The 25,666-nt window shown below is 67.6% G+C and carries 21 protein-coding genes; 11 read left to right on the plus strand and 10 right to left on the minus strand.

Annotation, left to right across the window (positions count from 1 at the left end; all coding sequences use genetic code 11):
* The first annotated feature begins 85 nt into the window (after positions 1-85).
* Positions 86-2,308, plus strand: a complete 2,223-nt coding sequence (locus E7T09_RS03530; RefSeq protein ID WP_136387729.1) for an ATP-dependent helicase — start codon at positions 86-88, stop codon at positions 2,306-2,308.
* An 82-nt stretch (positions 2,309-2,390) separates the two neighbouring features.
* Here E7T09_RS03530 and E7T09_RS03535 read toward each other — a convergent pair whose 3' ends face one another.
* Genes E7T09_RS03535 through E7T09_RS03555 form a run of 5 tightly spaced genes read right to left on the minus strand, consistent with a single transcriptional unit; the run spans position 2,391 to position 7,237 of the window.
* A complete protein-coding gene (locus E7T09_RS03535) occupies positions 2,391-2,852 on the minus strand; it encodes an NUDIX domain-containing protein (RefSeq protein ID WP_136387730.1) in 462 nt (153 codons plus the stop codon).
* Entirely contained in the window at positions 2,849-4,246 is a 1,398-nt protein-coding gene (locus E7T09_RS03540; RefSeq protein ID WP_136387731.1) for a hypothetical protein, read from the minus strand. The genes E7T09_RS03535 and E7T09_RS03540 overlap by 4 nt, the downstream gene beginning before the upstream one ends.
* Positions 4,243-5,082, minus strand: coding sequence for an NAD(+) diphosphatase (gene nudC / locus E7T09_RS03545; protein ID WP_205746939.1), 840 nt, complete (start codon positions 5,080-5,082; stop codon positions 4,243-4,245). The genes E7T09_RS03540 and nudC overlap by 4 nt, the downstream gene beginning before the upstream one ends.
* Complete coding sequence (locus E7T09_RS03550) at positions 5,079-6,212, minus strand: VWA-like domain-containing protein (protein ID WP_136387732.1); 1,134 nt, start codon at positions 6,210-6,212, stop codon at positions 5,079-5,081. The genes nudC and E7T09_RS03550 overlap by 4 nt, the downstream gene beginning before the upstream one ends.
* A gap of 2 nt (positions 6,213-6,214) precedes the next feature.
* Positions 6,215-7,237 carry an AAA family ATPase gene (locus E7T09_RS03555; RefSeq protein ID WP_136387733.1) on the minus strand — a complete coding sequence of 341 codons (1,023 nt, stop codon included), beginning with the start codon at positions 7,235-7,237 and terminating at the stop codon, positions 6,215-6,217.
* Between the two features lie 251 nt (positions 7,238-7,488).
* Here E7T09_RS03555 and E7T09_RS03560 point away from each other — a divergent pair, with 251 nt between their 5' ends.
* From E7T09_RS03560 to E7T09_RS03570, 3 genes are all read left to right on the plus strand, one after another.
* Positions 7,489-10,725: a heterodisulfide reductase-related iron-sulfur binding cluster gene (locus E7T09_RS03560; protein WP_136387734.1), complete on the plus strand. Its 3,237-nt coding sequence runs from the start codon at positions 7,489-7,491 to the stop codon at positions 10,723-10,725.
* A 52-nt stretch (positions 10,726-10,777) separates the two neighbouring features.
* Complete coding sequence (locus E7T09_RS03565) at positions 10,778-11,623, plus strand: DegV family protein (protein ID WP_136387735.1); 846 nt, start codon at positions 10,778-10,780, stop codon at positions 11,621-11,623.
* A 268-nt stretch (positions 11,624-11,891) separates the two neighbouring features.
* Complete coding sequence (locus tag E7T09_RS03570) at positions 11,892-12,788, plus strand: serine hydrolase (RefSeq protein WP_370293673.1); 897 nt, start codon at positions 11,892-11,894, stop codon at positions 12,786-12,788.
* Between the two features lie 158 nt (positions 12,789-12,946).
* Here the strand turns inward: E7T09_RS03570 and E7T09_RS03575 are convergent, their stop codons facing one another.
* Complete coding sequence (locus tag E7T09_RS03575) at positions 12,947-13,957, minus strand: bifunctional oligoribonuclease/PAP phosphatase NrnA (protein WP_136387736.1); 1,011 nt, start codon at positions 13,955-13,957, stop codon at positions 12,947-12,949.
* A 74-nt stretch (positions 13,958-14,031) separates the two neighbouring features.
* Between E7T09_RS03575 and E7T09_RS03580 the strand changes: the two genes are divergently transcribed.
* The 3 genes from E7T09_RS03580 to aceA all read left to right on the plus strand — a co-directional run bounded on the left by E7T09_RS03580 (position 14,032) and on the right by aceA (position 16,926).
* Positions 14,032-14,694 (plus strand): hypothetical protein, encoded by a 663-nt coding sequence (locus E7T09_RS03580; protein WP_136387737.1) that lies wholly within the window; start codon positions 14,032-14,034, stop codon positions 14,692-14,694.
* A gap of 73 nt (positions 14,695-14,767) precedes the next feature.
* Positions 14,768-15,385, plus strand: coding sequence for an HAD family phosphatase (locus E7T09_RS03585; protein WP_240741595.1), 618 nt, complete (start codon positions 14,768-14,770; stop codon positions 15,383-15,385).
* A gap of 230 nt (positions 15,386-15,615) precedes the next feature.
* Positions 15,616-16,926: an isocitrate lyase gene (gene aceA, locus E7T09_RS03590; RefSeq protein ID WP_136387739.1), complete on the plus strand. Its 1,311-nt coding sequence runs from the start codon at positions 15,616-15,618 to the stop codon at positions 16,924-16,926.
* A gap of 64 nt (positions 16,927-16,990) precedes the next feature.
* On the opposite strand, the gene cdd is transcribed toward aceA, so the two are convergent.
* Both cdd and E7T09_RS03600 read right to left on the minus strand, forming a co-directional pair.
* The gene (gene cdd / locus E7T09_RS03595; protein WP_136387740.1) at positions 16,991-17,440 is read right to left on the minus strand and encodes a cytidine deaminase; all 450 of its coding nucleotides are present in this window, start codon (positions 17,438-17,440) and stop codon (positions 16,991-16,993) included.
* A complete protein-coding gene (locus tag E7T09_RS03600; RefSeq protein WP_136387741.1) occupies positions 17,437-18,771 on the minus strand; it encodes a hemolysin family protein in 1,335 nt (444 codons plus the stop codon). The genes cdd and E7T09_RS03600 overlap by 4 nt, the downstream gene beginning before the upstream one ends.
* 314 nt (positions 18,772-19,085) lie before the next feature.
* On the opposite strand from E7T09_RS03600, the gene E7T09_RS03605 reads away from it, so the two are divergent.
* Positions 19,086-20,093 (plus strand): MDR family oxidoreductase, encoded by a 1,008-nt coding sequence (locus E7T09_RS03605; protein WP_136387742.1) that lies wholly within the window; start codon positions 19,086-19,088, stop codon positions 20,091-20,093.
* 44 nt (positions 20,094-20,137) lie between these two features.
* Here the strand turns inward: E7T09_RS03605 and E7T09_RS03610 are convergent, their stop codons facing one another.
* Positions 20,138-22,240: a S8 family serine peptidase gene (locus E7T09_RS03610; RefSeq protein ID WP_136387743.1), complete on the minus strand. Its 2,103-nt coding sequence runs from the start codon at positions 22,238-22,240 to the stop codon at positions 20,138-20,140.
* A 185-nt stretch (positions 22,241-22,425) separates the two neighbouring features.
* Between E7T09_RS03610 and E7T09_RS03615 the strand changes: the two genes are divergently transcribed.
* A complete protein-coding gene (locus tag E7T09_RS03615; protein WP_136387744.1) occupies positions 22,426-22,941 on the plus strand; it encodes a metal-binding protein in 516 nt (171 codons plus the stop codon).
* A 69-nt stretch (positions 22,942-23,010) separates the two neighbouring features.
* Here E7T09_RS03615 and E7T09_RS03620 read toward each other — a convergent pair whose 3' ends face one another.
* On the minus strand, positions 23,011-23,748 hold the full coding sequence (locus E7T09_RS03620) for a YkgJ family cysteine cluster protein (protein WP_136387745.1): 738 nt from the start codon (positions 23,746-23,748) through the stop codon (positions 23,011-23,013).
* A gap of 34 nt (positions 23,749-23,782) precedes the next feature.
* Here E7T09_RS03620 and E7T09_RS03625 point away from each other — a divergent pair, with 34 nt between their 5' ends.
* Positions 23,783-24,790 (plus strand): HD-GYP domain-containing protein, encoded by a 1,008-nt coding sequence (locus tag E7T09_RS03625; protein ID WP_240741596.1) that lies wholly within the window; start codon positions 23,783-23,785, stop codon positions 24,788-24,790.
* 25 nt (positions 24,791-24,815) lie between these two features.
* Positions 24,816-25,664, plus strand: coding sequence for a phosphotransferase (locus tag E7T09_RS03630; RefSeq protein ID WP_136387746.1), 849 nt, complete (start codon positions 24,816-24,818; stop codon positions 25,662-25,664).
* The last annotated feature ends 2 nt before the right edge of the window (positions 25,665-25,666 follow it).

Here is a 25,666-nt window from a genome sequence, read left to right on the forward strand (position 1 = left end):
GTGTTAGGCGTACCGAACACCGTGCCCTGCCGGGGAACACCCGCTGTTATGTCCACAGCGTAACCAGGCCTGATACACTCCACAGGTGACCACCGCGCCGGATCTCCTCACCGCCCTGAACCCCACCCAGGCCCAGGCGGCCGACCACTACACTGGCCCGGCCCTGGTCATCGCCGGGGCGGGCAGCGGCAAGACCCGCACCCTGATCTACCGCATCGCCCACCTGATCGGCCATTACGGCGTGCAGCCCGGCGAGATCCTGGCGGTGACCTTCACCAACAAGGCTGCCGCCGAGATGCGCGAACGTGCCAGCCACCTCGTTCCCGGCGTCAGTGACCTGTGGATGAGCACCTTCCACTCGGCCGGTGTCCGCATCCTGCGGGCCTACGGCGAGCACATCGGCCTGAAACGCGGATTCGTCATCTACGACGACGATGACCAGCTCGACATGCTCAAGGAGATCATGGGCAGCATCCCCGGCATCGGGCCGGACACCAGCCCCCGCGTGCTGCGCGGCATCCTCGACCGGGCCAAGAGCAACCTGCTTACGCCGGACGACCTCGACCGGGGCCACGAACCGTACATCAGCGGGGTGCCGCGCGAGGCCGCTGCGGAGGTCTACCGCCGCTACGAACAGCGCAAGAAGGGCCAGAACGCCATCGACTTCGGTGACCTGATCACCGAGACCGTCAGGCTGTTCCGCGAGGTGCCCGGTGTACTGAACGCCGTGCAGAACCGCGCCAAGTTCATCCACGTCGACGAGTACCAGGACACCAACAAGGCCCAGTACGAACTGACCCGGCTGCTGGCGTCCAGGGACCGGAACCTGCTGGTCGTCGGCGACCCCGACCAGTCGATCTACAAGTTCCGGGGCGCGGACATCCAGAACATCCTCGACTTCCAGAAGGACTACCCCGACGCCAAGGTGTACATGCTGGAGCACAACTACCGCTCCAGTGCGCGCGTGCTGGGCATCGCCAACCGCCTGATCGAGAACAATGCCGAGCGCCTCGACAAGACCCTGAAGGCCGTGAAGGAGGACGGGCACCCGGTCGTGTTCCACCGGGCCACGGATCACCGGTCCGAGGGCGATTTCGTGGCCGAATGGCTGACGCGCCTGCACACCCTGGAAGGTCGCAAGTTCAGCGAGATGGCAATCCTGTACCGCACAAACGCGCAGTCCCGCGTGCTGGAGGAGTCGTTGCGCCGCGTGCAGATCCCCGCGAAGATCGTCGGCGGCGTGGGCTTCTACGACCGGCGTGAGATCCGCGACATCCTCGCCTACGCCCGCCTGGCTATCAATCCGGCCGACGATGTGGCCCTGCGCCGGATTATCGGCCGGCCCAAACGCGGCATCGGCGACACCGCCCTGGAGAAACTGCTTGACTGGGCACGCATCAACGACACGAGCCTGCTGACCGCGTGTGCTCGCGCCGTCGACGACCAGATCCTTGACCGGGGCGCGCAGAAACCCGTGGACTTCGCCAAACTCATGGCCGCCATGAGCGAGGCCGCCGAGAACTACGAGCCCGCTCCCTTCCTCCGCTACGTGATCGAAGCCAGCGGCTACCTCGATCTCCTCAAGTCGGAAGGCCAGGAGGGCCAGGTGCGCGTCGAGAACCTCGAAGAACTTGTGAACGCCGCCGAGGAATGGTCGCAGGACAACGAGGGCACCATCCAGGACTTCCTCGACGACGCTGCCCTGCTGAGCAGCGTGGACGACATGCGAACCAAACAGGAGAACAGGAACACGCCCGAGGACGCCGTCACGCTCATGACCATGCACAACGCCAAGGGCCTCGAATTTCCCGTGGTGTTCATCGTCGGCGCGGAGGAGGGTCTGCTGCCCAGCAAGGGGGCCCTCGTCGAGGCGGGCGGCATCGAGGAGGAACGCCGGCTGTTCTACGTGGGCATCACCCGCGCCATGGATCGCCTGTTCCTGACGGCCGCCGAGAACCGCATGCAGTTCGGCAAGACCAATACCGCCGAGGACAGCCGCTTCCTGGAGGAGATCGAGGGCGGTTTCGACACTGTCGACCCCTACGGCCAGGTCATCGAGTACCGTGCCAAGACCTGGAAAACCTACCGGCCCACCGTGCCGATCATGCCCAGTGCCGTGAAGAACACCAGCCCGATGACCGAGGGCATGGCCTACCGGGGCGGTGAGAAGGTCAGCCACCCGAAATTCGGGATCGGACAGGTGCTGGCCGTGGCCGGCCTGGGGGAGCGGCAGGAGGTCACCGTGCACTTTCCCTCGGCCGGGACGAAGAAACTGCTGGTCAAGTTCGCGAATCTCACGGCGGTCTGAGGTGGGTCAACGTTGAGCGCTTCCCAAGCGTTTCGGCCGGGTTCCCTGGAAGGCCCAGAGGATTGGCCTTGCACCGGGCGGCTCATTCCCGATTGACGATGTGCCGAACCTCTCCCTCGGGCACGTTCAGGAGGGTCGCGGCGACCAGCGGGTAGACCGGCGTGTGGTCGATCTCGTCGAACGGAACCCGCCGGCACGTCACCTCGGCGTTGTCCACCACTGAGAAGGTCCGGTCGGGCAATTCCGCGGGCGCGTCCATCCGGTAATAGAAGCCGATCTCGTGCTGCCGCTTCTGGGGAGGGCCGAAGAAGTTCTCAATCACGCCGACCAGCCGCAGCGGGCCGGGCGGGGTGCCCGTTTCCTCCTCCCATTCACGGCGGGCACAGTCCAGGGTGTCTTCGTCGGTACTGAGCGCGCCGCCTGGCAGGAAGTTGAAGGACAGGCCGTCCGCACAGTTCGTGAGCAGCCGGTCGCCGCGCGTGCAGAGGATGGCGACCCGAACGCTGAACTTCAGTCCGCCCAGCGGCAGGCGAATATCACTCACTGGCTCGTGGCCTCTGCCCGCACGCTGGCATCCGCATCCTCTTGCAGGCGGGATCGGACGTCGGGAGTCAGGTCACTCCGGCTGGCGAGCGACAGGCGCACGCCGTCGTCTGGATCGACGGCCAGCGTGTCCTGCATCTCCGTGGGCAGGTGGGCATGCACGGTCGCGGCGCGGCGCACGCCGGCATTTGCGTCTGCGGCCAGACGGGTGAGGGTGGCGCGTCCCGTGGCGGGGGCGTAGGCGACCGCACGCCGGACTTCCGGATTCGGGTCGCGGGCCAGCTGTTCGAGCCGGTCTTCGCCCAGATCCGGTCTCACGGCCAGCACGGTGCGGATGGTGGCGTCCGGATCGGTCACCAGCACGTCCAGCACGGCTGCGCTCAGGCCCTCGGCGCTGGCCACGTGCAGGCGGATGTCCTGTTCCGGCGAGCGGGCCAGGGCGAGCACCGCTCCGTCCGGAAGGTCGCTGCGTTCCAGCACAGCGCGCCGCACGCCCTCGGCATCGTCGGTGGCGAGCGCGGTCAGCATATCGGGCGTGGTGTCCGGTCGGTGGGCGAGCGCGGCGCGCACATCCGGGTCGGCGTCCAGCGCGGCGCGGCTTAGCCAGGCCAGCGGCACCGTCCAGCCCTGGAGGGCCGCGGCGCGCACCCCCGCCTGCTCGTGGGTGGCCAGCCACTCGCGCACGCCGCGCGGCAGATCCACCCGCCGGGCCAGGGTGGCCAGCACGTCCGCGTCACCATCGGTGGCCAGCGAGATCATGCAGTCCAGCGGCAGGTCGAGGCGTCTGGCCACGCTGGCCCGCACCAACCCGTGCCCGTCGGTGATGAAGGTGCGGAGCACGTCTCCGGGCAGGTCAGGCCGTGCGGCGATGGCCTTGCGGACGTCGTAGTCGTCATCGGCGGCCAGTTGCCGCACCAGATTGTCCGGCAGCGCGTCGCGCCGGGCGACCGCCTCGCGGATCTGCCAGCCGGCGTCCTGCGCGAGGGCCGTGACCCGTTCGGCACTCAGGCCGGGCCGGGAGGCCAGGGCCGTCCGCACGGAATAGTCCTCGTGGCGCAGGGCGGCGTCCACCACCCACGCGGGCGTGTGCTCGGCGTTCAGCAGCGCGATCACGCTGTCGGCGGGAAACGCGGCAAGCAGGTTGGGCCGCGCCAGCCGGATCAGGGGCAGGCCGGGGTTGGCGAGCACGTCAGCCGGATACGCGGCGGCCAGCGTGCCCAGCACCTCGACCGGCGTGTTCGGGTGCCGGGCGACCAGGGCGCGCACGCGCGCGTCCGGGTGCGCGCTCAGGCCGGCGAGCGTGTCGGCGGTGGCGCGGGGCAGGCTGGCCGCCTCCAGGGCCCCCTCCACGCCCAGGAGGGTCAGCGTGCGGGGATCGAGCTCGGAGGACGTCATGGGCCCGATGATGCCATGTCCTCGCCGTGCAGGGCGCGTTCCACCGCCCGGTCGATCAGCTGCCGAGCAATCGAGAAGGGCCCTGGCAGGCCCGGCAGGCCCGCGACCGGAAACCACTGGGCATCCTCGATCTCGCCCGGCTGCGGCACGATGTCGCCGCCCGCATACCGGGCGTCGAACCCCACCATCAGCGAGTGCGGGAAGGGCCACGGCTGGCTCATCACGTAGGTCATTTCAGTGACTGTCACGCCGACCTCCTCCAGCACCTCCCGGTGGGCCGCCATCTCCAGGGTCTCGGAGGGCTCCACAAACCCGGCCAGGGCGGAGTACACACCCGGCGCGAAGTGCGGCCCGCGCGCCAGGAGCAGTTCCGTGGCGGCACCCTCCCCCCGGCGGATCAGCACCATCGCCACCGGGGCCACGCGTGGGTACACGGTCAGGCCACAGTTCGGGCAGGTGCGCGACCGCTCGTGTCCGGACTCCACCAGCGGCGTCGCGCAGCGGCCACAGTAGCGGTGGGTTCGCACGAAGTCCACGAGTTGCGCCCCATACCCGGCCACGCCCATCTGCGCCTCGCTGAGCTTCCCGAACGCGGCGCGCAGGGGCACGGACGTGAACCCGTCGAGTACGGCTCCATCCAGTCCGGCCGCCACGTAGGTTCGGCCGTCCAATGTGCCCAGGGCAGTCACATCCACGGCGGGCAGGGGAGACGTGGGCAGCGTTCCCGCGTCCGTCAGCACCAGCTTCGGGCCGTCGAACACGAACCAGACGGCCGTGTCGTCCGGCACCACGGTGCGATCCGACTGGAAGCCGCCCGGCAGGCTGGTGGCGTTCACGTATGTTCCTCCAAGCGCAGCACCTCACCGAACGGGAAGCCCTCGTCCTCCAGGCCGCCGGGCGGCACGACCCACAGGGTGGGCGTTCTGGGGGCGGTTGGCGGGAACTCGCCGTAGCCGTCGGTCAGGTAGATCAGCACGTCGGGCTCGTGCGCGTCCAGCAGCGCGAAGATGGGCCGGAAATCCGTGCCGCCGCCGCCCTGCGGTGGTGGGATCGTCCCGCCGGGCGAGAGGTCGTGTGGGCCGTAGGCTTCGGTATCGGCGTAATAGAGGGTGGCACGCACATGAGGGTACGCGCCCAGCACGCCCTGCACCTCGCCGACCAGGGCCTTGACCGCCGCGTCGTCCACACTGCCCGACGTGTCCACAGCGATCAGTGCTGTCAGCGACTCGTCGTCCAGCGCTTCCAGGTACAGGCCGCGCCCCACGAAGCGTCGGTCGAAGCCGCCGAAATCCACGGGCGTGCGCGCCAGGAACCGCCAAAGGTGGGCGCGCCAGTCCAGCCGGGCCGGGGCCAGCCGCATCAGCTCGCGGTGCAGGCCCAGCGGATCGTCGCCCTGGCCCCCGCTCATGGCGTCCACGCTGCGCGCCTGGGCCAGGGCCTGCTGCCACTGCTTCTCGGCACTCTGGCCGTTCTTGCCCGGCCGGGGAGGCGCGTCGCTGGGCGGCCCGTCCATCAGGTCGTCGCCCTCGTCGTCCCCCTCGCTCTCGGCCTCACCTTCCAGCGCGGTGTAGACCTCCTCAACGCTCAGCTTCTCCAGGTGCTCGTCCCGGCGGGACTGGGGCGGGGTGGGCAACCCGGCCGAGTCCACCATGCCGTTGACGATCAGATCCGCCGATTTGTTCCAGCGTTTCTTCGCCCGGGGACCCCGCCGCTCCACATGCGACAGGGCCGCGTGCAGCACCTCGTGCAGCAGCAGGCCATCCAGCACGTCCGGCGGCAGGCTGGCGGCGACCTCCGGGTTCACGTAGACCCGCTCACCGTCCGTCCCGGCCGCCGCGACCTCATGGGACGGTACGAACTCGGCGTGCAGCAGCAGTGTGGCGAAGAACGCTGACTTCCCGCGCAGCCGCAGCCGCGACCCGGAGATCAGCCGCTGGAAGTCCGGCGTGACCGGCACGGGGGCCATGCTCAGCCCTCCGAGAGTTCCAGCGTGCCCTGCACCAGCGTCGCCAGCCGCTCGTCGCGCCCGATCAGGCCCGCCAGGTCGGCCAGTTGCCCGATGGCCTGGAATTTGCTCACCAGCGTCGCCACATACAGTTGCAGCCATTCCGGCCCGGCGGCATCCGCCAGCCACGTGAAGGCGTGGTAGGCCTGGTCGGCGGTGGCAGCGCGGGCGGCGAGCCCGACCACGGCGGCATACCGGACGCTCGGCTCGTCCGGCAGACGCAGGCCACCGCCCCGGCCCTCGAGTACGATCCCCAGATCCGGGAGCTGCTCGTACAGCCGCACGAAGGCGCTGAACTCGGCTCCGGCCGCCTCCCCGATGGCGGGCGCGGCGTCCAGCCCGGCGCGGTGCAGGCGCGAGGCCATCTCCCACGCGCGCGGACTGGGCCACGCGGGCTGTTGCGGATCGAGCCGGTGCAGTAGTTCCGGCCGGAAGGTCAGGAACGCGATGACGTGTTCATGCAGGTGCCGCCCCAGCGCATACGAGCGCCACGAGTCGAAGTCCGGGCGCACGGTGAGGTGCAGGAAGCGGTTGGCGAGCGGCGCAGGCATGTCGAAGACGCTGGCACGGTCTTCCTTGCGGTTCCCGGCGGCCCACACGAACCAGCCGTCCGGCAGGACGTAGCTGCCCACCTTGCGGTCCAGAATGAGTTGCTGGGCCATGCCCTGCATGGTGGGCGGGGCCATGTTCACTTCATCGAGAAACAGGATGCCGTGCCCGCCGCGCGGCAGGAATTCCGGCGGGTACCACCGGCTGGTGCCGCCGCCCTGCCCATCGGCCTCGGGCACCGGTAGTCCGCGCAGATCGGTGGGGGCCAGCTGAGATAGGCGGACATCCACGAAGTCCAGGTCGTACTTCTCGGCGACCTGGGCCACGACGCTGCTCTTGCCGACGCCGGGCGGGCCCCAGATCATGGTGGAGAGTTTCAGGTCGCCCGTGACGAGGGCGGCCAGGTAGGTCTGCAGTTCGGCGGCGGTGAGGCTCAAGGTGCGGTCTCCTTCAGGGTGGGGCGGCGGGGGTCTTCCGCGCTGACGGGTACGAGCCTAGCGCGGACCGGTTCCACTCCGCTGCCACGCCCAGCGGCGGGGCGAGGGGCCGCGCGCGTATGCTGGGCACACTTCCCGCTGTCCTGCACGGGGGACATGGTGCCGTCCCCTCGGCGTGCCGGCCCAGCTATACTTGAACTCAGTCCAAGTTTTGCCCGCCTGTTTTCCCCGCTTTCCCAAGGAGACGCCCCTTGCTGCCCCTGCCCCACAAGATCCTGTTCTTCGTGTTTGCCCTCGCCGCCGCCGCCTTCGGTCTATGGGGCTTTTACCGGCTCTACCGCCGCGTCGCCCGCGGGGCCGCCGCCAGCGAGGCCCGCTTCGAGGCTCCGGTGGCCCGCGTGCTTTCGGCTCTGCGCGTCACCCTCACTCAGGAACGCACCTTCCGGCGGCGCACGGCGATCAGCATCCTGCACGCCTTCATCTTCTACGGCTTCGTGTACTACCTGCTGGTGAACGTCGTGGACGGCCTCGAAGGGTATCTGAACTTCCACATCGACAGCGCGGCCAACCCGCTGTTCGCGCTGTACAACGTGCTGGCCGATGTCCTCAGTTTCCTGGTGCTGGTGGGCGTGCTTTCGCTGGTCGTGCGTCGCCTGTTCCTGCCCAGCAAGCGGGACTTCCGCTTCACCGAGAAGACGCTGCTCCATCCGCTGCTCAAGGCGAATTATATCCTGCGCGATTCGCTGATCGTGTCGGCCTTCATCACCTTCCACGTGGGTAGCCGCGTGATTGGCAACGCCGCGAAGGTCATGCAGGAGGGCGGCGACGCCTTCCAGCCGTTCAGCACCTTCATGGGCCATCTGCTGTACGGCGGCCTGGGCGCACAGGCCCTTCAGGGCTGGCGGCTGTTCGGGTACTGGGGTGCCCTGGGCAGCGTGCTGGCGTTCCTGGCGTACTTCCCATACACCAAGCACATCCACATCTTCATGGCGCCCCTGAACTATGCCCTGAAACGTCCCGTGGGCAGCGGTGTCCTGCCCCCCATGAAGGGGCTGGCCGAGGCGATGGAGGCCGAAGAACCGAAGCTGGGCGTGGAGAAACTGGAGGATCTGGAATGGCCGCGCCTGCTCGACGCCTACTCGTGTATCCAGTGCAACCGCTGCCAGGACGTGTGTCCGGCCAACGCGACCGGCAAGGCGCTCTCGCCCGCCGCGCTGGAGATCAACAAGCGCATGGAACTGAACGTGATCGCGGCGCACCCCAGCCCCTTCACGCTCCGGCCCGCGCCCTTCGAATCCGGCGCCAGCACGGCGCACCCGCTGCTGGAATTCGCGATCAACGAGGAATCCGTGTGGGCCTGCACCACCTGCGGCGCGTGCATGCAGGTCTGCCCCGTGCAGGACGAACAGATGCTCGATATCATCGACATCCGACGCCATCAGGTCATGGTGGCCGGCGACTTCCCCCCGCAGCTCCAGACGGCGTTCCGGGGCATGGAGCGGGCCAGCAACCCCTGGGGCATCAGCCGCGACAAGCGCCTGGAGTGGGCCGAAGGGCTACGCGTGCCGACCATCGACGAGAACCCGGAACCGGACGTCGTCTACTGGGTCGGCTGCGCGGCCAGTTACGATCCCGGCGCACAGAAGGTCGCCCGCGCGTTCGTCCAGCTGCTCGACAAGGCGGGTGTGAACTACGCCGTGCTGGGCAAGAAGGAAGCGTGTACCGGCGACAGCGCCCGCCGCTCCGGCAACGAGTTCCTGTATCAGACGCTGGCCCAGGAGAACGTCGAGACCCTGAACGCGGTCGCTCCGAAGCTGATCGTCGCGACCTGCCCGCACTGCATGAACGCCATCGGGAACGAGTACCGGCAGCTCGGCGGCGACTACCGCACCATCCACCACACCGAGTACCTGGAAACGCTCGTGGCCGCCGGGAAGTTGCCGCTTGCACAGCTCACAGACCACGTCACCTACCACGACCCGTGCTACCTGGGCCGCCACAACGGCGTGTTCGACGCACCTCGCACCCTGATCACGAAGATGGCGGGCGAGGTGCTGGAACTGGAACGCAGCCGCGAGAACTCGTTTTGCTGTGGAGCGGGCGGCGCGCAGTTCTGGAAGGAAGAGGAGGAAGGCCGCGAGCGTGTCTCCGACAACCGTTTCCGCGAGATCCAGGCCCGACTGGACGGTGCGAAGGTTGCCAGCGACGCCTTCGAGCAGACGGGCAAGGTGCTGGCGGTCGGCTGTCCCTTCTGCAAGGCCATGATCAACTCCAGCCCCGAGAAACAGAAGCGGGACGACATCGTGGTCAAGGACGTCGCGGAACTTCTTCTTGAAAGCGTGCAGCGCGCCGACGGCACCTACGCCCAACCCACGGGCCCCGTGCCCGACGCCACGCCCCTTCAACAGCCCGAGGTCGCCAGCGCCCCCAATGCCCAGCTGCCCATGAACCGAACAGGTGATACGCCCGCGGCGGATGCTCCGAATCCCGTGGTCGGCGAGACAGCGGCGGACGTGATCAATGCGCAACCCGGCAGCCCGACTCAGAATGCCGACACCCAACCCGAAGTGCAGGCCGCCCACCCGGAAACCACGGCGCGCAAAAGCTGGAAGCCGAAAGCCACAGGTGACGATGTTCAGTCCGTGCCCGCCGCCCCCCCTGCTCCTGGTGCCGATGTGGCGCCAACGCGCAAGGCTTGGAAGCCGAAGCCCAGCGATGACGTGAACCCGGCGGCCGTGGCGCCACAGGAATCGGCACTGGAACCGGAAGCGTCCGCCCCTTCAGACACGCCCACCGCCCGCAAGGCGTGGTCGCCTGGAGCGAAGTCCGGTGCCGCTCCCGTGAGCCCAGAAGCGGTCGCGCCGACCTTGCCTCCCGCCCGACCGGCGGCTGAGGTGCCAGCGGTGTCCGGCGATTCGAGGGAAGCCGCAACTGATGGGCTGGCCTCGGCGACGGATCGCAAGAAATGGGTGCCCGGTGGTGCGAAGGCCACCCCCGCAGAGGCCACGGCACTGCCAGTGCGTGATGTGCCAACAGCCGAACTTCCACAGGACGCCACGAGGACGCCTCCACCGTCATTGGAATCTCCTCCCGCCACAGGTGAGCGGAAGAAATGGTCGCCAGGGAGAGGGTCTGCTCCTACTGCATCACAGAGCGTCTCGGCTACGGCGCCTGAGGAACCACTCCACGACAGCCCAGCACCAGCTCAGTCGGGATCAGAGGTGGAAGGCGGTTCAGACACTGATTCATTGGTAGGCCCGTCGACCGGCGCCCGGAGGAAATGGACTCCGAAGGCCACGACCTCTCCCGCCCCTAACGTCACGCCGGATGCCGAACCGCTTCGAGCCGCACGCCCCACACCGGTGACTGAGCCCATCACCGAACACGTGCACCTCGATCATGTTGGGGAAAATGCGCTGGAGGACGGTGAGGCAGCCACGCATGCTCCTGCCGGGAGTGGTCGCAAGAAGTGGAACCCGAAGAAGTGAGACGGAGGATTTCGCAGCCGGATACGGCATCCGGGCGGGGTAGTATCGGAGAATGACCATCGCAATCGTCACCGATTCGACGAGTGACCTGAGCCCGGAGCTGTGCTCGCAGTACGGCATCGAGAGCGTTCCGCTGTACGTCCTGTTCGACGGCAAGATGCACAAGGACGGCCTGGAGATCACGCCCTCGGTGATCTTCAGCGGTCTGAAATCGGGAAAGAAGACGCCGAGCACGTCCCAGCCGAGCCCGGCGGAGTTCGCCGCCGCCTACGCCAGGGCCCTCCAGTCGGCCGATCAGGTGCTGAGCATCCACATCAGCGGGCAGCTTTCCGGCACCGTGGGCAGTGCCCGGCTCGCCGCGCAGGAATTCGATGGGCGGGTGACCGTCGTGGACACCCAGTCGGTCAGCATGGGCCTCGGGATGCGCGTGATCCGGGCTGTGGAACTGGCCCGCGCGGGCCGCTCCGTGCCGGACATCGTGGCCGAACTGGATCGTGCCGCTCCGAAAGCCGACCTGCGGTTCACGGTGGATACCCTGGACTTTCTGCGGATCAACGGCCGCATCGGTGGGGCGCAGGCCCTGCTGGGTAGTCTGCTGAACATCAAGCCGATCCTGGTCGTGCGTGGGGGCCGCGTGGAGTCGGGCGGGCGGGTGCGGGGACACAAGAAGGCCGTGCAGGACATGGTGGATCATGTCCGGGCGTACACCTCGAAATATGGGGCCGTGCGCGCTGCCTTCCTCTACACGGTGGGGGGCGAGGGGTTCCTGCATGAAGTCCGGGCGGGCCTGGGCGGCGTGTCCTTCGAGGATCTGGGCGAGCATGCCATCGGGGCGGTCGTGGCCACGCACGCGGGACCTGGAGCGATGGGCATTGCCCTTGAGCCCGTCAAGCCCTGACCGGGTGTTCCGGAGTCGTGACCGCCAGCATGTCTTGAGCCGACTGGCGGTCGCATTGGTCATGCTGCTGGTCGGTTGCCGGAAACCGGCGGTGGATACAAGACCACCCGATCTCGTCCTCCCGCCGGTGGCGTCTCCATCGGCGCAGTCAGGGCAGCGGATGCCGGTGCGCCGGGGGGCGGACGGGTGCCTTGAGGCCGCGCCGCCCGTTGCCAAGGCGCCTCCCCCTCCGCATGCCCTCGGCGGTCAGCTTGGCTTGTGGGTGGCCGTGGTTGATCCGGTGACCCTCGAACCCGTCCGGGCCGTGGGCACCAACCCCGACAGCGTGTTCCCCCTCGCGAGTTCCTACAAGCAGGCCGTGCTGTGGGCGCTGCTGCGCGCCTTCGACACGGGCCGGATCAGCCCGACGCAGCGCTTCGACGTGACCCGCGAGAACCAGTCCCTGGGTGCCTATCCCTTCGACGGCACCAACGTCAAGGACCTGTCGATCCGGATGATCCACAACAGCGACAACACTGCCACGGACATCCTGCACCGCCTGGTGGGCCTACAGGCGGTGCAGGATGTGGCCGATGGCCTGGGCCTGTGCCACACCCGCCTGATCCTGCCCACCCGTGACTGGTGGGTGGCCGAGGCGGGGCTGTCCTCGACCTTCAACGGCACGGATCGCTGGGCCGCAGCACGGGGGGGCGAACGCTCCCGACTGGCTGCGCTGATCGACACCGACTCGCGGCAGTACCGCGCCGACTACGTTCAGCGGCACCTCGATGATTACTTCGACCACCGCTACGATCCGGCGCTCAGTGTCCGCACCATGAACATCTCCACGCCATACGAGTTCGGAACGCTGATCGCGGCCGAGTTCCTGAAATCTGGACTGTCCGCGCGCGCCTCGGCGTGGCAGCATGACGTCATGGCGCTCGGCTACGGGCGTTCCGCACTCCAGGTGCAACGTGAGGGGAAGGTCGCCTGGTTCGCGGGCAAGGGCGGCAACGGCTGGCGCATCCTGACGTATACCGGCTTTATTGCACTCAAGGACGGCCGGCGCGTGGTCTACGCCTTCATGCAGAACGGCTCGGATCAGACCTACACCCTGCCGCAGACCCGACGCGCATTCGCCTGGATCAACGCTGGCATCGCCGCCGTCCTGTCACCGTCGCCTTGAAGGCAAAGGTTTGAAAGGGCACCGGATGCCTGCTTAAGATCCGGGTGGTGGCAATCCCTAATGCTGGTCTCAGTGCCGCGATAGCTGTGCCACTACATCGGCGCTGATCGATGGTGCTCAACATTCAGGAGACTGAGATGGACTTCCTCCTGGCTTGGTCAGAGGGGCGCTGCGTCGAACCGATCCAGTTCGCTCTGGATGGCCTGCTCCAACTGTGTCCGCACGACCGGGTACGGCTCGTTCACCGTGGCCCCGGCGGCCGACACGTGCCCGCCCCCGCCCAGCGCGACCGCCACGTTCTGGGCACTCAGCCCCCGTCTGGAGCGCAGCGAGAGCTTCACGCGATCGCCGAAGTCCTTCACCATCACGGCGAGCTGTGCGCCCTCGGCATTCCTGAACAGGCTGACGTACGACTCCACATCTTCCCAGGTCGCCCCGGTTCGCGTGAGCATGCCGTCGTCAACGCGGGCCAGGACGACCCGACCCTCATGCTGGAATTCCAGGGTGTTCAGCACCTCGCGGAGCAGCGTGTAGTACGTGTGGGGGTGTTGTCCAAGTTCGTCGTTCAGCCAGGCCAGCCGCGCGCCGTGGGCCAGCAGACGGCCCGCGCAGGTGAAGGTATCCGGCGTGACGCTGCTGAACCGGAAACTTCCCGTATCGGTGTTCAGCCCGAGCATCAACGGGGTGGCGATGCCCTCCGTCCATGGAATGTTCATGGCGTCGATCACGTCGGCGACAATCATCGCCGTGGCCGGGCGCGAGGGATCGACCACCAGGGCGGTGGCCGCCCGGCGGTTTGTACCGTGGTGGTCGATGTTCACGACAGGGCCAGCGAACTTAGAGAGTGGCGCTCCGGCGACCCGCACCGGATCGTTGTTGTCCACGTCCAGCACCACGACCATGGCCTCCGGCGGGAATGTGTCCAAGGAAGCACTGATCTCCGTGGGCCCGACCAGAAAGGCAAGGTACCGGGGCACGTCCATCGGGGCGACCACCTCTCGTCCGACCGAACGCAGGGCGCGGGCCAACCCCAGGACACTGCCCAGCGCGTCGCCATCCGGGTTTTCGTGGGCGAGGAGCACCAGCGGGCCAGTGTGTGCTCCGAGGGCGTCCGCCACGGCGCGGACGTCGGCGGAATAGGTGGCGCTGGAGGTGTTGCTGGCAGTCATCGTGCCGAGTATAGGGGCACTCCCCGACGGATCCTGTCGCAACTCACACCGCTGCCAGACGCTAGTCTTCGGAAGTGACGTTCACGCTCAACCTGGCAGGTCTCACCGACGAGGAGCTGCATGCTCTTCTCGGCGACGACCGGGCTCTGGCCGCCCTGCCGGACGTCAGTCGCGCCAGACTCAGTGGACGCCCGGTGCCCGGCCCCGAACTTCCGGATCGCCTTGTGTTCACTCCGCTCCACATGGATGTGCCGGGGTCGACGCCAGACCAGACCCGCGTGATCGCACAGTATGAGGCCGAGCTCGTCGGCCATGGTGCCACCGCGCTCCCCGGTATATGGCACCAGGAGACCACCTCTGTGTCCATGCAGCCGTATGGAATCAACGACGACACTGCGCTCCTGGTGCGCTGGAATGAACGGGATCCAGCGGCGGGTGTGGGACTGCACGTGCTCACGTGGCTGCGTGATCAGGCGAGTGGCAGCAGCGCCGTCCTGACGGTCAGTCGCTCGGCTGGGCTTGTCCCGGCACCGAGCGAGCTGATTGACGTGCACGTTCACCCCGGCGTATCGGGGGAGCGACTGCTGGAACTTCACGCGGGGCATGTCCTGCGTCATGGCCGAACCCGCCGGCTTTCGGCAGACGGAGCCTGGTGGGAGCCCTGGCAGGCGCTGTACGAGCTGAACCTCGTGACGTGGCAGAGACGGGGGCTGCTCCTCTCTCCAAGGATGGCCTGACCGCGCCACCGTATCTTGTGCCATCTGAACAGCGGCTGGATCGGTGTACTGGGATTCCACCAGAATGACCCCCATGAGCGATGGAACCAGGGGCACCCGGCATGTGGCATTCGACTGGGGCGGCGTCTTCACGGTAGGCACCTTCGATGGTCGCAGCACCCAGAATGTCGCCGACCGCACGGGCATCCCTGTGGAGCGCATCAGGGACAGCTACTTTCGCCATGTCAGACAACTGGAGGTGGGGGCCTGGACACTCCCGCACTTCTGGGAGGTCATTCAGGCAGAAACCGGCGTGTCGATGCCATACGAGGAGTTCGAGCCGCTGTACCTGGGCAGCATCCACGACAACGGCCCGATGTATGCCTCTCTGGCCGCTCTGCCTCCTCACGTTCACGTTGGCCTGCTGAGCAACAACTATCCCGTGGTGAGCGACCATCTCCGGAAGGATCCCAGGTTCGCGCGGTTTGACGCCCTGGTGTTCAGCAATGAACTCGGGCATAAGAAGCCCTCGCCGGAGAGCTTTGCTGCGCTGGCTGACGCGATGGGCCGGCCCGCCGAACACGTCGCGTTTGTCGACGATGTGCAGGAAAACATCGACGCGGCTGAACGCGCTGGATTTCACGGCCTGCTGTATCACCACGAGCGGCATGCCGAATTCGAAACTGACCTGAGCGCCTGGCTCGCTGGTTGAGCGCCTTAGAAGAACACGGCTGGAACTAAACACATTTTTATTTACAACTGGATATGATACGTTGCGCTGGACATCTGTGTACCTGAATAACTGGTGTACTTTCCTCTGTGGGAAGTACACCATCACTTTCGGTCGCCAACGGGCTGCACACTGCTCGTACCAGCCCAACCGCCTATCCCTTCATCCCTCGCACGGATGAGGACAGCCTCTCACACCCCCAGGAGACCACCATGACTCCAACGCCCCGCACCCCCGCCGAGATCCTGGAGAAGACCTGGCAAACCGAGGAACGCTGGCACGGCATTAAACGCAATTACTCCGCCGATGAGGTCGTGAAACTGCGGGGCAGCCTGCCGATCGAGCACACGCTCGCCAAGCATGGCGCGAATAAACTCTGGCGCTCCATGAAAGAGGAGCCGTTCGTGAATGCGCTCGGGGCCTTGACCGGCAACCAGGCCATGCAGCAGGTCAAGGCTGGACTCAAGGCCATTTACCTGAGCGGCTGGCAGGTCGCTGGCGACGCGAACAATGCGGGCCAGATGTACCCGGACCAGAGTCTGTACCCGGCCAGCAGCGTGCCCGACGTGGTCAAGCGGATCAACAATACCCTGCGCCGTGCGGATCAGATCCAGCACTCGGAGGGCCGGGCCGACATCGACTACATCGTGCCCATCGTGGCCGACGCCGAGGCGGGTTTCGGCGGGCCCCTGAACGCCTTCGAGCTGATGAAGGCCATGATCGAGGCGGGCGCGGCGGGCGTGCATTTCGAAGATCAGCTCGCCAGCGAGAAGAAGTGTGGTCATCTGGGCGGCAAGGTGCTCGTCCCGACCAGCCAGTTCATCCGGACCTTGAACGCCGCCCGCCTGGCTGCGGACGTGAGCGGCGTGCCCACGGTGTTGATTGCCCGAACCGACGCCGACGCGGCCAACCTGCTGACCAGTGATATCGACGAGAACGACCGGCCGTTCTGCACTGGTGACCGGACTCCTGAAGGCTTTTACTACGTCCGGCCAGGTATCGAGCAGGCCATCAGCCGTGCCCTGGCCTATGCGCCGTACGCCGACGTGATCTGGTGTGAGACGAGCATCCCCAATCTGGCCGACGCGCAGAGGTTTGCTGACGCTGTCCATGCAAAGTTCCCTGGAAAACTGCTCGCGTACAACTGCTCCCCGAGTTTCAACTGGAAGAAGAACCTCGATGACGAGACCATTGCGAAGTTCCAGGTGGAACTGGGCAGGATGGGCTACAAGTTCCAGTTCATCACCCTCGCCGGATTCCACAGCCTCAACCACAGCATGTTCGAACTCGCCTACGGCTACGCCCGGAACCAGATGAAATCCTTCGTGGATCTTCAGGAGAAGGAGTTCGCCGCGCAGGAGCGGGGCTTCACGGCCGTCAAGCACCAGCGCGAGGTCGGGACAGGATATTTCGATCTGGTCGCCCAGGCCGCCGGGGGAGGACAGAGCAGCACCACGGCCCTTGCCGGCAGCACCGAGGCCCAGCAGTTCGGGCACAAGGAACTGGCCGCCGCGCACGACTGAGCCGCACGGAAATGCTGAGAGGGAGAGCGATGCGGCTCTCCCTCTCAGTGTGTGCCCATTCGGTTCAGGGCGTGCCGACCTCATGGCCGTCGTCGCGTTGCTCGAGCCGGAACCCGTGCGGCAGGAAGTCCCTCACCAGCCCACTGACGATGTCGCCGTGCTGGTTCACGCAGACAACCCTCGCTTCGGGTGCAAACTCGAACAGCACCTGACGGCAGGCTCCACACGGACTGGCGGGCGGCGTGGCCTCGGAGTACACCACGACGTCCGTGAAGGAGCGCTGCCCGGCCGTGGCCATGGCCTGCACGGCGCTCTGCTCGGCACAGCGGCCCAGACCGTAACTGGCGTTCTCGACGTTCACCCCCTGAAAGACCTGTCCGTCGGTTGCGCGCAGGGCGGCCCCCACGTGAAAGCGGCTGTAGGGCGCATACGCGCGGACGAACGCCTGTTTTGCCAGGTCGAGCAGCTGTGGATCGGGCTGAAGGCCAAGGGCGTTATCGGATGTGCGGGTCATTCCTCGGCCACCTCGAGTTCTAAGGCGTCGTCTGTATGGGCGGAGTGTCGTTCGACCAGAACCCTCGTCACCCGGCGCTGGTCGGCCTCCTCCACGGTGAAGGCCCAGCCTGCCCGCGTGAAGGTCTGTCCAATCTCGGGAATGTCACCGAAGTGATCGGTCATGAAGCCGGCGAGCGTGTCGTATTCCGCGTCGCCATCCTCGATGTCGGTGCTCAGGCGCTCCTCCACCTGGTGGATGGTGAGGCTGGCGTCCATCAGGTAGCGGCCCTCGCCCAGCACCTCCACCTGCGGGAGTTCCTCCTCGTCCGTCTCGTCGTAGATCTCACCTACGATCTCCTCGAGGGCGTCCTCCAGCGTGACCAGACCAGTCGTGCCGCCGAACTCGTCCACGACGATGCTCAGGTGACTTTTCTTCTCGCGCATCTTGGCGAGCAGATCCTTGATCTTCATGCCTTCCGGAACGAAGAATACGGGCCGCATGATTTCCGAGATGGTCGTGTGGTCGAGCTGGTCGAGGTGCGCGAGCATGTCGCTGGTGTGCGCGATTCCCACGATGTTGTCCGCCGTGTCCTGATACACCGGCACACGGGAGTACGCGTGCTCGGTGTTCAGTTCCAGCAGCCGCCGCAGGGGTGACGCGCCGTCCACGACGATCATGTCCACGCGGGGCGTCATGATCTCGCGCACCGTCGTGTCGGACAGGTCGAACACGTTGTAGACCAGTTCCTTCTCGGAGTCCTCCAGCACGCCCTCCTGACTGGAGGCCGAGACGATCATGCGGATTTCCTCTTCCGAATACGCCGTGTGGTGCCCGGCCACGGCCTTGAGCCCGAACAGCCGCAGTACGCCGCCGCCCAGCGCGTTCAGTCCCATGATCACCGGACGGAAAATCGCGGTGAAGGCGATCAAGGGGCGCACCAGCGTCATGGACAGTTGCTCGCTGCGCTGCAAGGCCGCCGACTTCGGCACGAGTTCCCCCAGCACGATGTGGAAGGTCGTCGCCAGGATGAAGGCGATGGTGAATGCCAGGGGCCGCTGGTACACCTCGGGCAGGCCCCGGAGCAGCGGTTCGGCGAGATGTTCGATGGCCGGCTCGGAGACGAACCCGATCAGCAGGCTCATCATGGACACGCCCAGCTGCACCGCGGCGATATACAGGTCGAGCCGCCCGAGCACCTTCTGCACGGCCTTCGCCGTGGCGTTGCCTTCCTCGACCAGCTGGTCGATACGGGTGCGGCGTACACTGACCAGCGCGTACTCCACGGCCACGAAATAGCCGTTGAACAAGACCAGCACCAGCAGGGCCAGAATACCTATGTAGTCATTCATGAATGGGCGCGCTCCGTACTCGCGCCCCGGCCGTCCGCGTGGCACATGCTGCCCGCGCCCGCGTCAGCGGGATCGCGTCGGCGACCGGAAATAGTGACCGCCACAGCAAAAACGCCGCCCGCAGGCGGAGTTCACCGGGCGTTGTTGCAGAGCCAGAACTGGGAGGCTCCATAGCAGCACCGAGTGTAACACGTGAGAGTGGATGATTCGCCGCCCTGTTCCGGAGGAGGGGACATGAGGCCCTGGGCAAAGCGCGCTACCGTGCTCCTCAGAGCCAACCCGTGTGCAGCATCCCGAACCCAGGAGGTTCCCTCATGACGTCATCCGAGCGGCCCGAGACCTACCGCGCCCTGCGTGTCCTGAAAGACGATGCGGGCATCCACGCCGAGTTCCAGACCCTGCCGGTCGGTACCCTCCCCGAGGGAGACACGCTCGTCGCCGTCACGCATTCGAGCCTGAACTACAAGGACGGGCTGGCAGTGGCCGGGAAGCCCGGTGTGCTCCGCACGTATCCCATGACCCCCGGCATCGACCTCGCGGGCACCGTCCTGCAAGACGACACCGGCGCGTATGCGGCGGGCACGGCCGTGATTCTCACGGGCTGGGGCATCGGCGAACGACAGGATGGCGGATACGCGACCCTGGCCCGCGTAAGGTCCGGGTGGCTGGTGCCGGCCCCCGAGGGCACCGATGGCCAGTGGGCGATGGGCATCGGAACCGCCGGGTTCACCGCCATGCTCGCCGTGATGGCGCTCGAAGACCATGGCCTCACTCCAGGTGACGGCGAGGTGCTGGTCACGGGTGCGGCCGGAGGCGTAGGCAGTACCGCTGTCGCGCTGCTGGCCGCCGCCGGACACACCGTGGTGGCCAGCAGCGGCCGAACAGGGGAGACGGAGTACCTGAAGGCGCTGGGCGCGTCCACAGTGATCGGTCGTGACAACGTGAGCGGCCTCACGCGGCCACTGGAAAAGGAACGCTGGGCGGGCGTGGTGGATACGGTTGGTGGAGCCACCCTCGCCGCCGCCTACGCCTCCACCCGTACGCACGGCAGTCTGGCCGTATGTGGCCTGGCCGGGGGCAGTGCCCTCCAGACGACCGTGTTTCCGCTCATTCTGCGCGGCGTGAACCTTCTGGGGATCGACTCGGTGACCTGCCCCACCCCGCGCCGTCGGGCGGCCTGGGCCCGGCTCGCCCGCGACCTACCCGCCGACCGTCTTGCGAGCGTGACCCAGGTGCGCGGACTGAGCGAGGTGCCCGCCCTGGCGCCCGAGATTCTCGCGGGACGGATCCGAGGACGGACGGTGATCGACGTCACCCGCTGAGCGGGGTGTCCAACCGGATCTCTATCCGCGCCGAATGACCGACCTCACTTCGGGATCAGGTCGCCTACGTCGGCGGCCGGAGTGTCCGGCCCGAGCGTGACGGACTGCTCGGCCCGGGGTTCCGCCGTCTCCCCGTATACCCCGTTTCCATCGCGGTCACGGCCACCGATCACGCGGTAGGTGCCGCTCCCCAGATACGCCGAGAAGCGCCCCAGGGCGTCCAGTTTCGGCTGGAAGACCAGCCCGCGGGCGTCCTGAAGCCGCAGGCCCAGCGTGTCGCTCACGGCGGGCGCCCCGAGCGCCGCCGCCGCGTTGATCATGCCGTACCCGAACTGGTCGTCTCGGCCTGCTGCGCCCAGGTCGGTGGCCGTGGAGGTCAGTCGCGCCAGTGTGGCGGCGGCGCCGGAGGTCACGCCCTTGCTGAGCAGCAGCGCCGCCAGGGCCGAGACCTGGGGCGTGGCCTGACTCGTGCCGGCCTCGACCTCATAGTTCGGCAGGTTCTTCACGTAGTCCCAGCCGGTCGACACGATCGCGTCCACGAAGGGTTCCAAGGTGCCGTCGCCCTGCGGATCCCAGCGGACGCCGTTGTAGTACGTGGCGTCCTGGAAGTAGTCCGTGCCACCGGGCGCAGAGAGCTGCACCTGCGGGTAGGCGTTCGAATACGTGGCTCGGCGCGGCGCACTGCCACCCGAGAGCGTTACGCTGCCCACCGCCACGGCGCCCGGGCACGCGGCCGGGTAGTACGGCGTGGTGCCGTACCCGTTGCCGGACGCCACGAACACCAGGGAACCGGCCGCGACGGCGTCGGCCACGGCGTCGCACATCGGCTGCGCCTCGGTGGCGCTGATCTCACCGCCCAGACTGAGGTTGATGACCTGGGCCGGATGGGGATTGGCATACGCCTTGCCGTCGAGCGTCACGCTCTGGCCTGCCGCGTAGCGGACGGCGACCGCCACCTGGGCGATATCCGTGTTGCCCTCGGCATCGATGGCGCGGATCGGCAGGATCTTCACGGTCGCGGTGTTCGTCGCGCCGATCACACCCGTGTGGCTGCACGTGGCGCAGCCGGTGGTCGCGCCGTTGTCTCCCCAGCGGGCGGCAATGATCCCGGTCACGTGCGTGCCGTGGCTGCCCAGCGTGCGTCCGGGAGTCCGGGGATCGGTCGGGTCGGTGTCCGGGCCGTCACCGTCGCCGTTGCCGGTTTCCGAGGTGTCGACCGTGGCCTCCAGCACGTCCAGCGCGCCCTCACCGGCTGTCCACAGGCGGCCCTGCAAGTCCGGGTGGTCGTAGCGGACACCGCTGTCCACCACGGCGACCGTGACCGCCTTCGTGTACGGATGATCCTGCATGTCGCGCCACACGGCGGGGTAGCCCAGCAGGCGGTAGGCCCACTGGAGCGGCGCAAACTGATCGGTGGGTTCGACCGCTGCGGCCAGCGGGGTGGACGTAGCCTGGGTGCGCAGCACCGCGTTCTCTGTGACGCTCAGGACATCCGGATCGCGCTGGAGGACCGTGGTCGCCCTGGCAGGATCGCTGACCTGCACGACGGAACTGCGTGCGCCGAGTGGGCGGGCACGCTGCACCCCGATTCCGGCGGCCCTCAAGGTGACCGTGGCCCGTCGTTCCAGATCGCTGAAGATTCCCTGCGCCTGTAGGCCCGCCTCTGGAGGAGTCCGGTATGTGACGATCAGACCGTGAGACGCGTGCGCGTCAGCACTGGCCTGCGGCGGCGCGAGGCGAGTATCCACGCCTTGGACGGCAGCCGTGGCGAGCACCCGCCCGGTCAGCGTGTACTCGTCGGCCGTCACTGGCCAGCTGGTTTTCCCCGTCCGGCCACCGGGGTCTGTCCAGCTCACGGTCAGGGCGCCCGACAGGGTGGGCAAATCGGCGGCCAAAGGCGTGCCGACCGCGCGGTCGACCGTCACGTCGAAATCCACGTCGCCGGTGCCCGAGCTTGCGGAGAGGTTCACCCAGCTGGGCTTGGCCGTGATCGACCAGGAGCCCTTGTACCCGATCGAGACCGGAACCGTGATGTTCTTGCCGACCGGCACGGCGTACCGCCCCGGTCCGCCGGACGAGAACAGCTGACAGCCGCTGAGCAGCACGGTCAGGAAACCGGCAGTGACCGGCAAGGCGCATCGGAGCATTCTTCCAGCATGGAGGATTCAAACTGATGCCGGATGAACCTTACCCACAGCGACACCTGAAGGGGGGCGGGTACCGAGAGTGAGGCGCCGGCGCTGCCGGTTCCCACCCGTTCGAGCTGCCTCGGAGTGCCGTGAGGTGCGCTGGTTGCGGTGACACGCGGCTCCGGCGCTGGCACAATGTCCGGGTGCCGAGCGGCCGCGTTCACAACCTCATCAACATCGCGGCCTTCAGCGTGGTCTCTGGAGCGGCCCTGACCGCTTCACGACAGCACGTGGTCGTCATCACCCCAGCGCAGGCCCTGGCGTTCACGCTGGGATTCGCGGTCGGCACCTTCCTGCTCTCGCCGGACCTCGATCTGGCCGAGGGGAAAGTGGACAGCAAGCGGCACTGGGGCATCCTCGGCGTGCTGTGGGTGCCGTACGGCCTGCTGTTCAGCCACCGGGGCCTCTCGCACTCGTGGGTGCTGGGGCCGCTCACCCGGCTGGCGTATGTGGCCCTGATGACCGCGCTGATCGTGGGGCTCCTGCGGTACGTGGCGCCGGGCATTCCACTGCCGGGCGTGCCCGAGCCGGTGAGTCTGAAAGTCGTCCTGCCGGTCGTGGCGGGGTATTACCTGAGCCAGTGGCTTCACCTGATCGCCGACGGGGTTCGGCCGGATCACGGCATGAAGCGGAGCCTCCGCAAGGCGCGACGCCGGTAATCGGTGGGAACGTGACGCCAGCCGAGATGGTCACCGCCCGGTGACGGCAGCTTGCCTGTGTCCTGGCGGTCACCCGATCTCGAGCACCGTGGCGTGCGCCAGACCCCGCTGCTTCGCGGCGTTCCAGGCGATCCGGGCCTCGCCTGACCCGACCGCGTTCATGAAGGCCGCGTCGCCGGCCAGCGTGGTCAGCACCCAGAAGTCTCCCCAGACCTGGAGCCCCCAGCTGTCCTGCATGGCGCGGGCGGCTGCCGTCCAGACCGGCTCCGAGAGGTGCTCCAGGGGCGCGATGAAGTGCCATTCCCCGTCCGTGCCGGGCGTCCGCGCCACCTCGCGGTGGTATTGGGCGCGCTCGCGATCCGTCATGGCCTCCAGCGTGCCCACCGCGCAGTACACGGCGGGAAACGCACTGAACGTATCGCGGCAGCGTGTCGGCCGCACTTCATACGCCGTGCAGGCCCCAGTGGCCCGGTCGAGGAGGGGGCAGAAGCCGACCTCTGTGCGGTGCGTCAGCACGTACGCCTCGTCGGACGGGGCCGTGCGGGCGTTGGCGATTACCGCCCTGGCATGCTCGGCCATTCCTACGAGCTGCGCGGGAATCAGGGCGTCTCGCGTGACCAGGGCCTCGGCCAGGCTCACGCGCACGGGCATGTTGCAGCAGCCGGAACAGCCGGCCGCGCAGTACACCCGCCCACCTCGGGCGGCGTATCCGGCGAGCCATTCTCCCGCGCGCCGGCCGTACCGCGCGTAGGCCCGGATCACGGGTCGGGTCACCGTGTCGTGGCGGCCAGGGGGCGTGGTGGTCATGCTGCGCAGAGTAGCGTGCGTATACTGAACGCACGTGTTCGGACGCCGCCAGAAACCCCCTCCCCCGACGAGTCCATCCGAGCCCCGCGTGGGCCCGGTGGAGACGTACGACGCCACGCGTGTGCTGGCCGAACTGCTGGCCAAACCCACGCAGGAGGGTGTCCTGGAGGCTGCGCTCGTGCATGCGGCCCGGCTGCTCGGTGGAACCGTATCGGCGTACGCCATTGTCCGGCGGGGCCAGGATCGGGTGGGAGCCGTGCATGGGTACTCCAAGGCCCTCATGGGCCTCGCCCTGAGCGGACCGTGGTCGTCGCTGCGGACCCGGCTGCTCTCCACCGGATCGCACGAGCTGTACGAGCAGAATTCCCCGGAAATCCAGGCGCTGCTCACGGAGTGCGGGATGCACACGGTCGCGCTGTCGCTGGTTGTGCCGATCAGTGACCGGGGCCGGTACCTGGGGGCCATGGTCTTCGACCGCACCGGCACGGAGGGCGTCACGCCGACTGCGCAGGAGGCCGTGACCCACTGGGCCGCCGCGATCGCGCCCGTGCTCGGCATCCTCGACAGCCGGGAGGACTGGAAGCAGGCGGCCCGGCAGATCACCAGCGCCGTCGTCGAGGCCGTCGAGAGCCGAGAATTCGATGCTCTGGGGCACGCACAGCAGGTGGCGGCCATCAGCCTGAAGCTCGGCGCGCAGATCGGACTGGCCGACCGGGAACTCGAAGAACTGTGGTACGCCGCGACCATGCACGACATCGGCAAGATCCACGGCGAGGCGGGACACGCCCTGGTCGGCGCGAACTTCCTGCACGGTGTGGGGCACCTGTCCGAGGCCCAGCGCGCCATCCGGCACCACCACGAACGCTGGGATGGCCAGGGCGAGCCCGACAAGCTGACGGGCGAGGACATTCCTCTGTACGCCCGGATCGTCGCGGTGGCGAATGCCTATGTCCGCCTGGGCGGACTGGAACGCGTCCGGGCCCAGGCGGGGCGTGGACTGGATCAGCGGATCGTGTCCCAGCTGGAGAAACTCGACCTGTGAGCAAGCCGTCCGGTCGAGGCCCGGCATGTCCCGCTTGAACGTGCCTCCGGAGGCGGGTCGACCTGAACCCACGCCCCGCTTCCCGGAACTGGAGGCGCGCTACGGCGCGCTGGTGCCCATGGATTCCGGGATGCAGAGCCGTGTGTACGCGGCCCAGGCAGGCGAGGTCGTGGTGAAGGTCTACCGCAATCAGCGGGGTGACCACGCGCGCGAGGCCGAGAACCTGCGCCGTGCCGGCATGGGTGACTGGGTAGTGGATGTCGTGCAGCTCGACGGCATCGAGGCCCTCATCATGCGGCGCTTCCCGGGGCGGCCCCTGCGTACCGAGGACGTCCCCCACGCCCTGCCCAGCCTGCGCGCGGCCATGGACACCCTGCACCGGGACACGCGCGGCACCGTCGATCTGGCCAAGGTGGAGCAGCGCCTCCGCCGTTTCCGGAGCGCCCTGTCGGCCTTTCCGCTCGAAGACCTGTTTGCCGCCGTCGAAGGGCCGCTCGAGGCAGGACATCTGGTGCACGCCGCGTCGTTCTGCCACCTGGATCTGTGGCACGACAACATATTGATCTCGCCGGCCGGCGAGGTGCTGCTGATCGACTGGACGAAGGCCGGGTACGACGATCCGCTGCGCGACCTGGCGCTGCTCAAGACCGGCACGCTCGACCTGTTGCCCCCCGACGACGCCCTGAGCGCCGCCCTGTCGTTCCTACCGGGGGCCGAGCGGGCCACCCTAGCGCGCTACCGGGCGTATATCGCCATGACGACCCTGCATGACCTGTACTGGTTCCTGATGAACGAACCCTACGAGTTCGAGGCCCAGCGGGCGCGGAAGGTTCCGCGCGCCCGGCATGTCCTGGCCCGGCTGCCCGGGCATTAAAC

Origin of the sequence: Deinococcus sp. KSM4-11 (assembly GCF_004801415.1) — a bacterium.
In the GTDB taxonomy this organism is placed as follows: Bacteria; Deinococcota; Deinococci; order Deinococcales; family Deinococcaceae; genus Deinococcus.

Bases quoted from the DNA above. Each gene is read 5' to 3' on its own strand.
- E7T09_RS03600 (WP_136387741.1), bottom strand. From the start codon at position 18,771: ATGAATGACTACATAGGTATTCTGGCCCTGCTGGTGCTGGTCTTGTTC.
- E7T09_RS03550 (WP_136387732.1), bottom strand. From the start codon at position 6,212: ATGGCCCCCGTGCCGGTCACGCCGGACTTCCAGCGGCTGATCTCCGGG.
- cdd (WP_136387740.1), bottom strand. From the start codon at position 17,440: ATGACCCGCACATCCGATAACGCCCTTGGCCTTCAGCCCGATCCACAG.
- E7T09_RS03605 (WP_136387742.1), top strand. From the start codon at position 19,086: ATGACGTCATCCGAGCGGCCCGAGACCTACCGCGCCCTGCGTGTCCTG.
- E7T09_RS03565 (WP_136387735.1), top strand. From the start codon at position 10,778: ATGACCATCGCAATCGTCACCGATTCGACGAGTGACCTGAGCCCGGAG.
- E7T09_RS03630 (WP_136387746.1), top strand. From the start codon at position 24,816: ATGTCCCGCTTGAACGTGCCTCCGGAGGCGGGTCGACCTGAACCCACG.
- E7T09_RS03620 (WP_136387745.1), bottom strand. From the start codon at position 23,748: ATGACCACCACGCCCCCTGGCCGCCACGACACGGTGACCCGACCCGTG.
- aceA (WP_136387739.1), top strand. From the start codon at position 15,616: ATGACTCCAACGCCCCGCACCCCCGCCGAGATCCTGGAGAAGACCTGG.
- E7T09_RS03575 (WP_136387736.1), bottom strand. From the start codon at position 13,957: ATGACTGCCAGCAACACCTCCAGCGCCACCTATTCCGCCGACGTCCGC.
- E7T09_RS03610 (WP_136387743.1), bottom strand. From the start codon at position 22,240: ATGCTCCGATGCGCCTTGCCGGTCACTGCCGGTTTCCTGACCGTGCTG.
- E7T09_RS03585 (WP_240741595.1), top strand. From the start codon at position 14,768: ATGAGCGATGGAACCAGGGGCACCCGGCATGTGGCATTCGACTGGGGC.
- E7T09_RS03540 (WP_136387731.1), bottom strand. From the start codon at position 4,246: ATGACGTCCTCCGAGCTCGATCCCCGCACGCTGACCCTCCTGGGCGTG.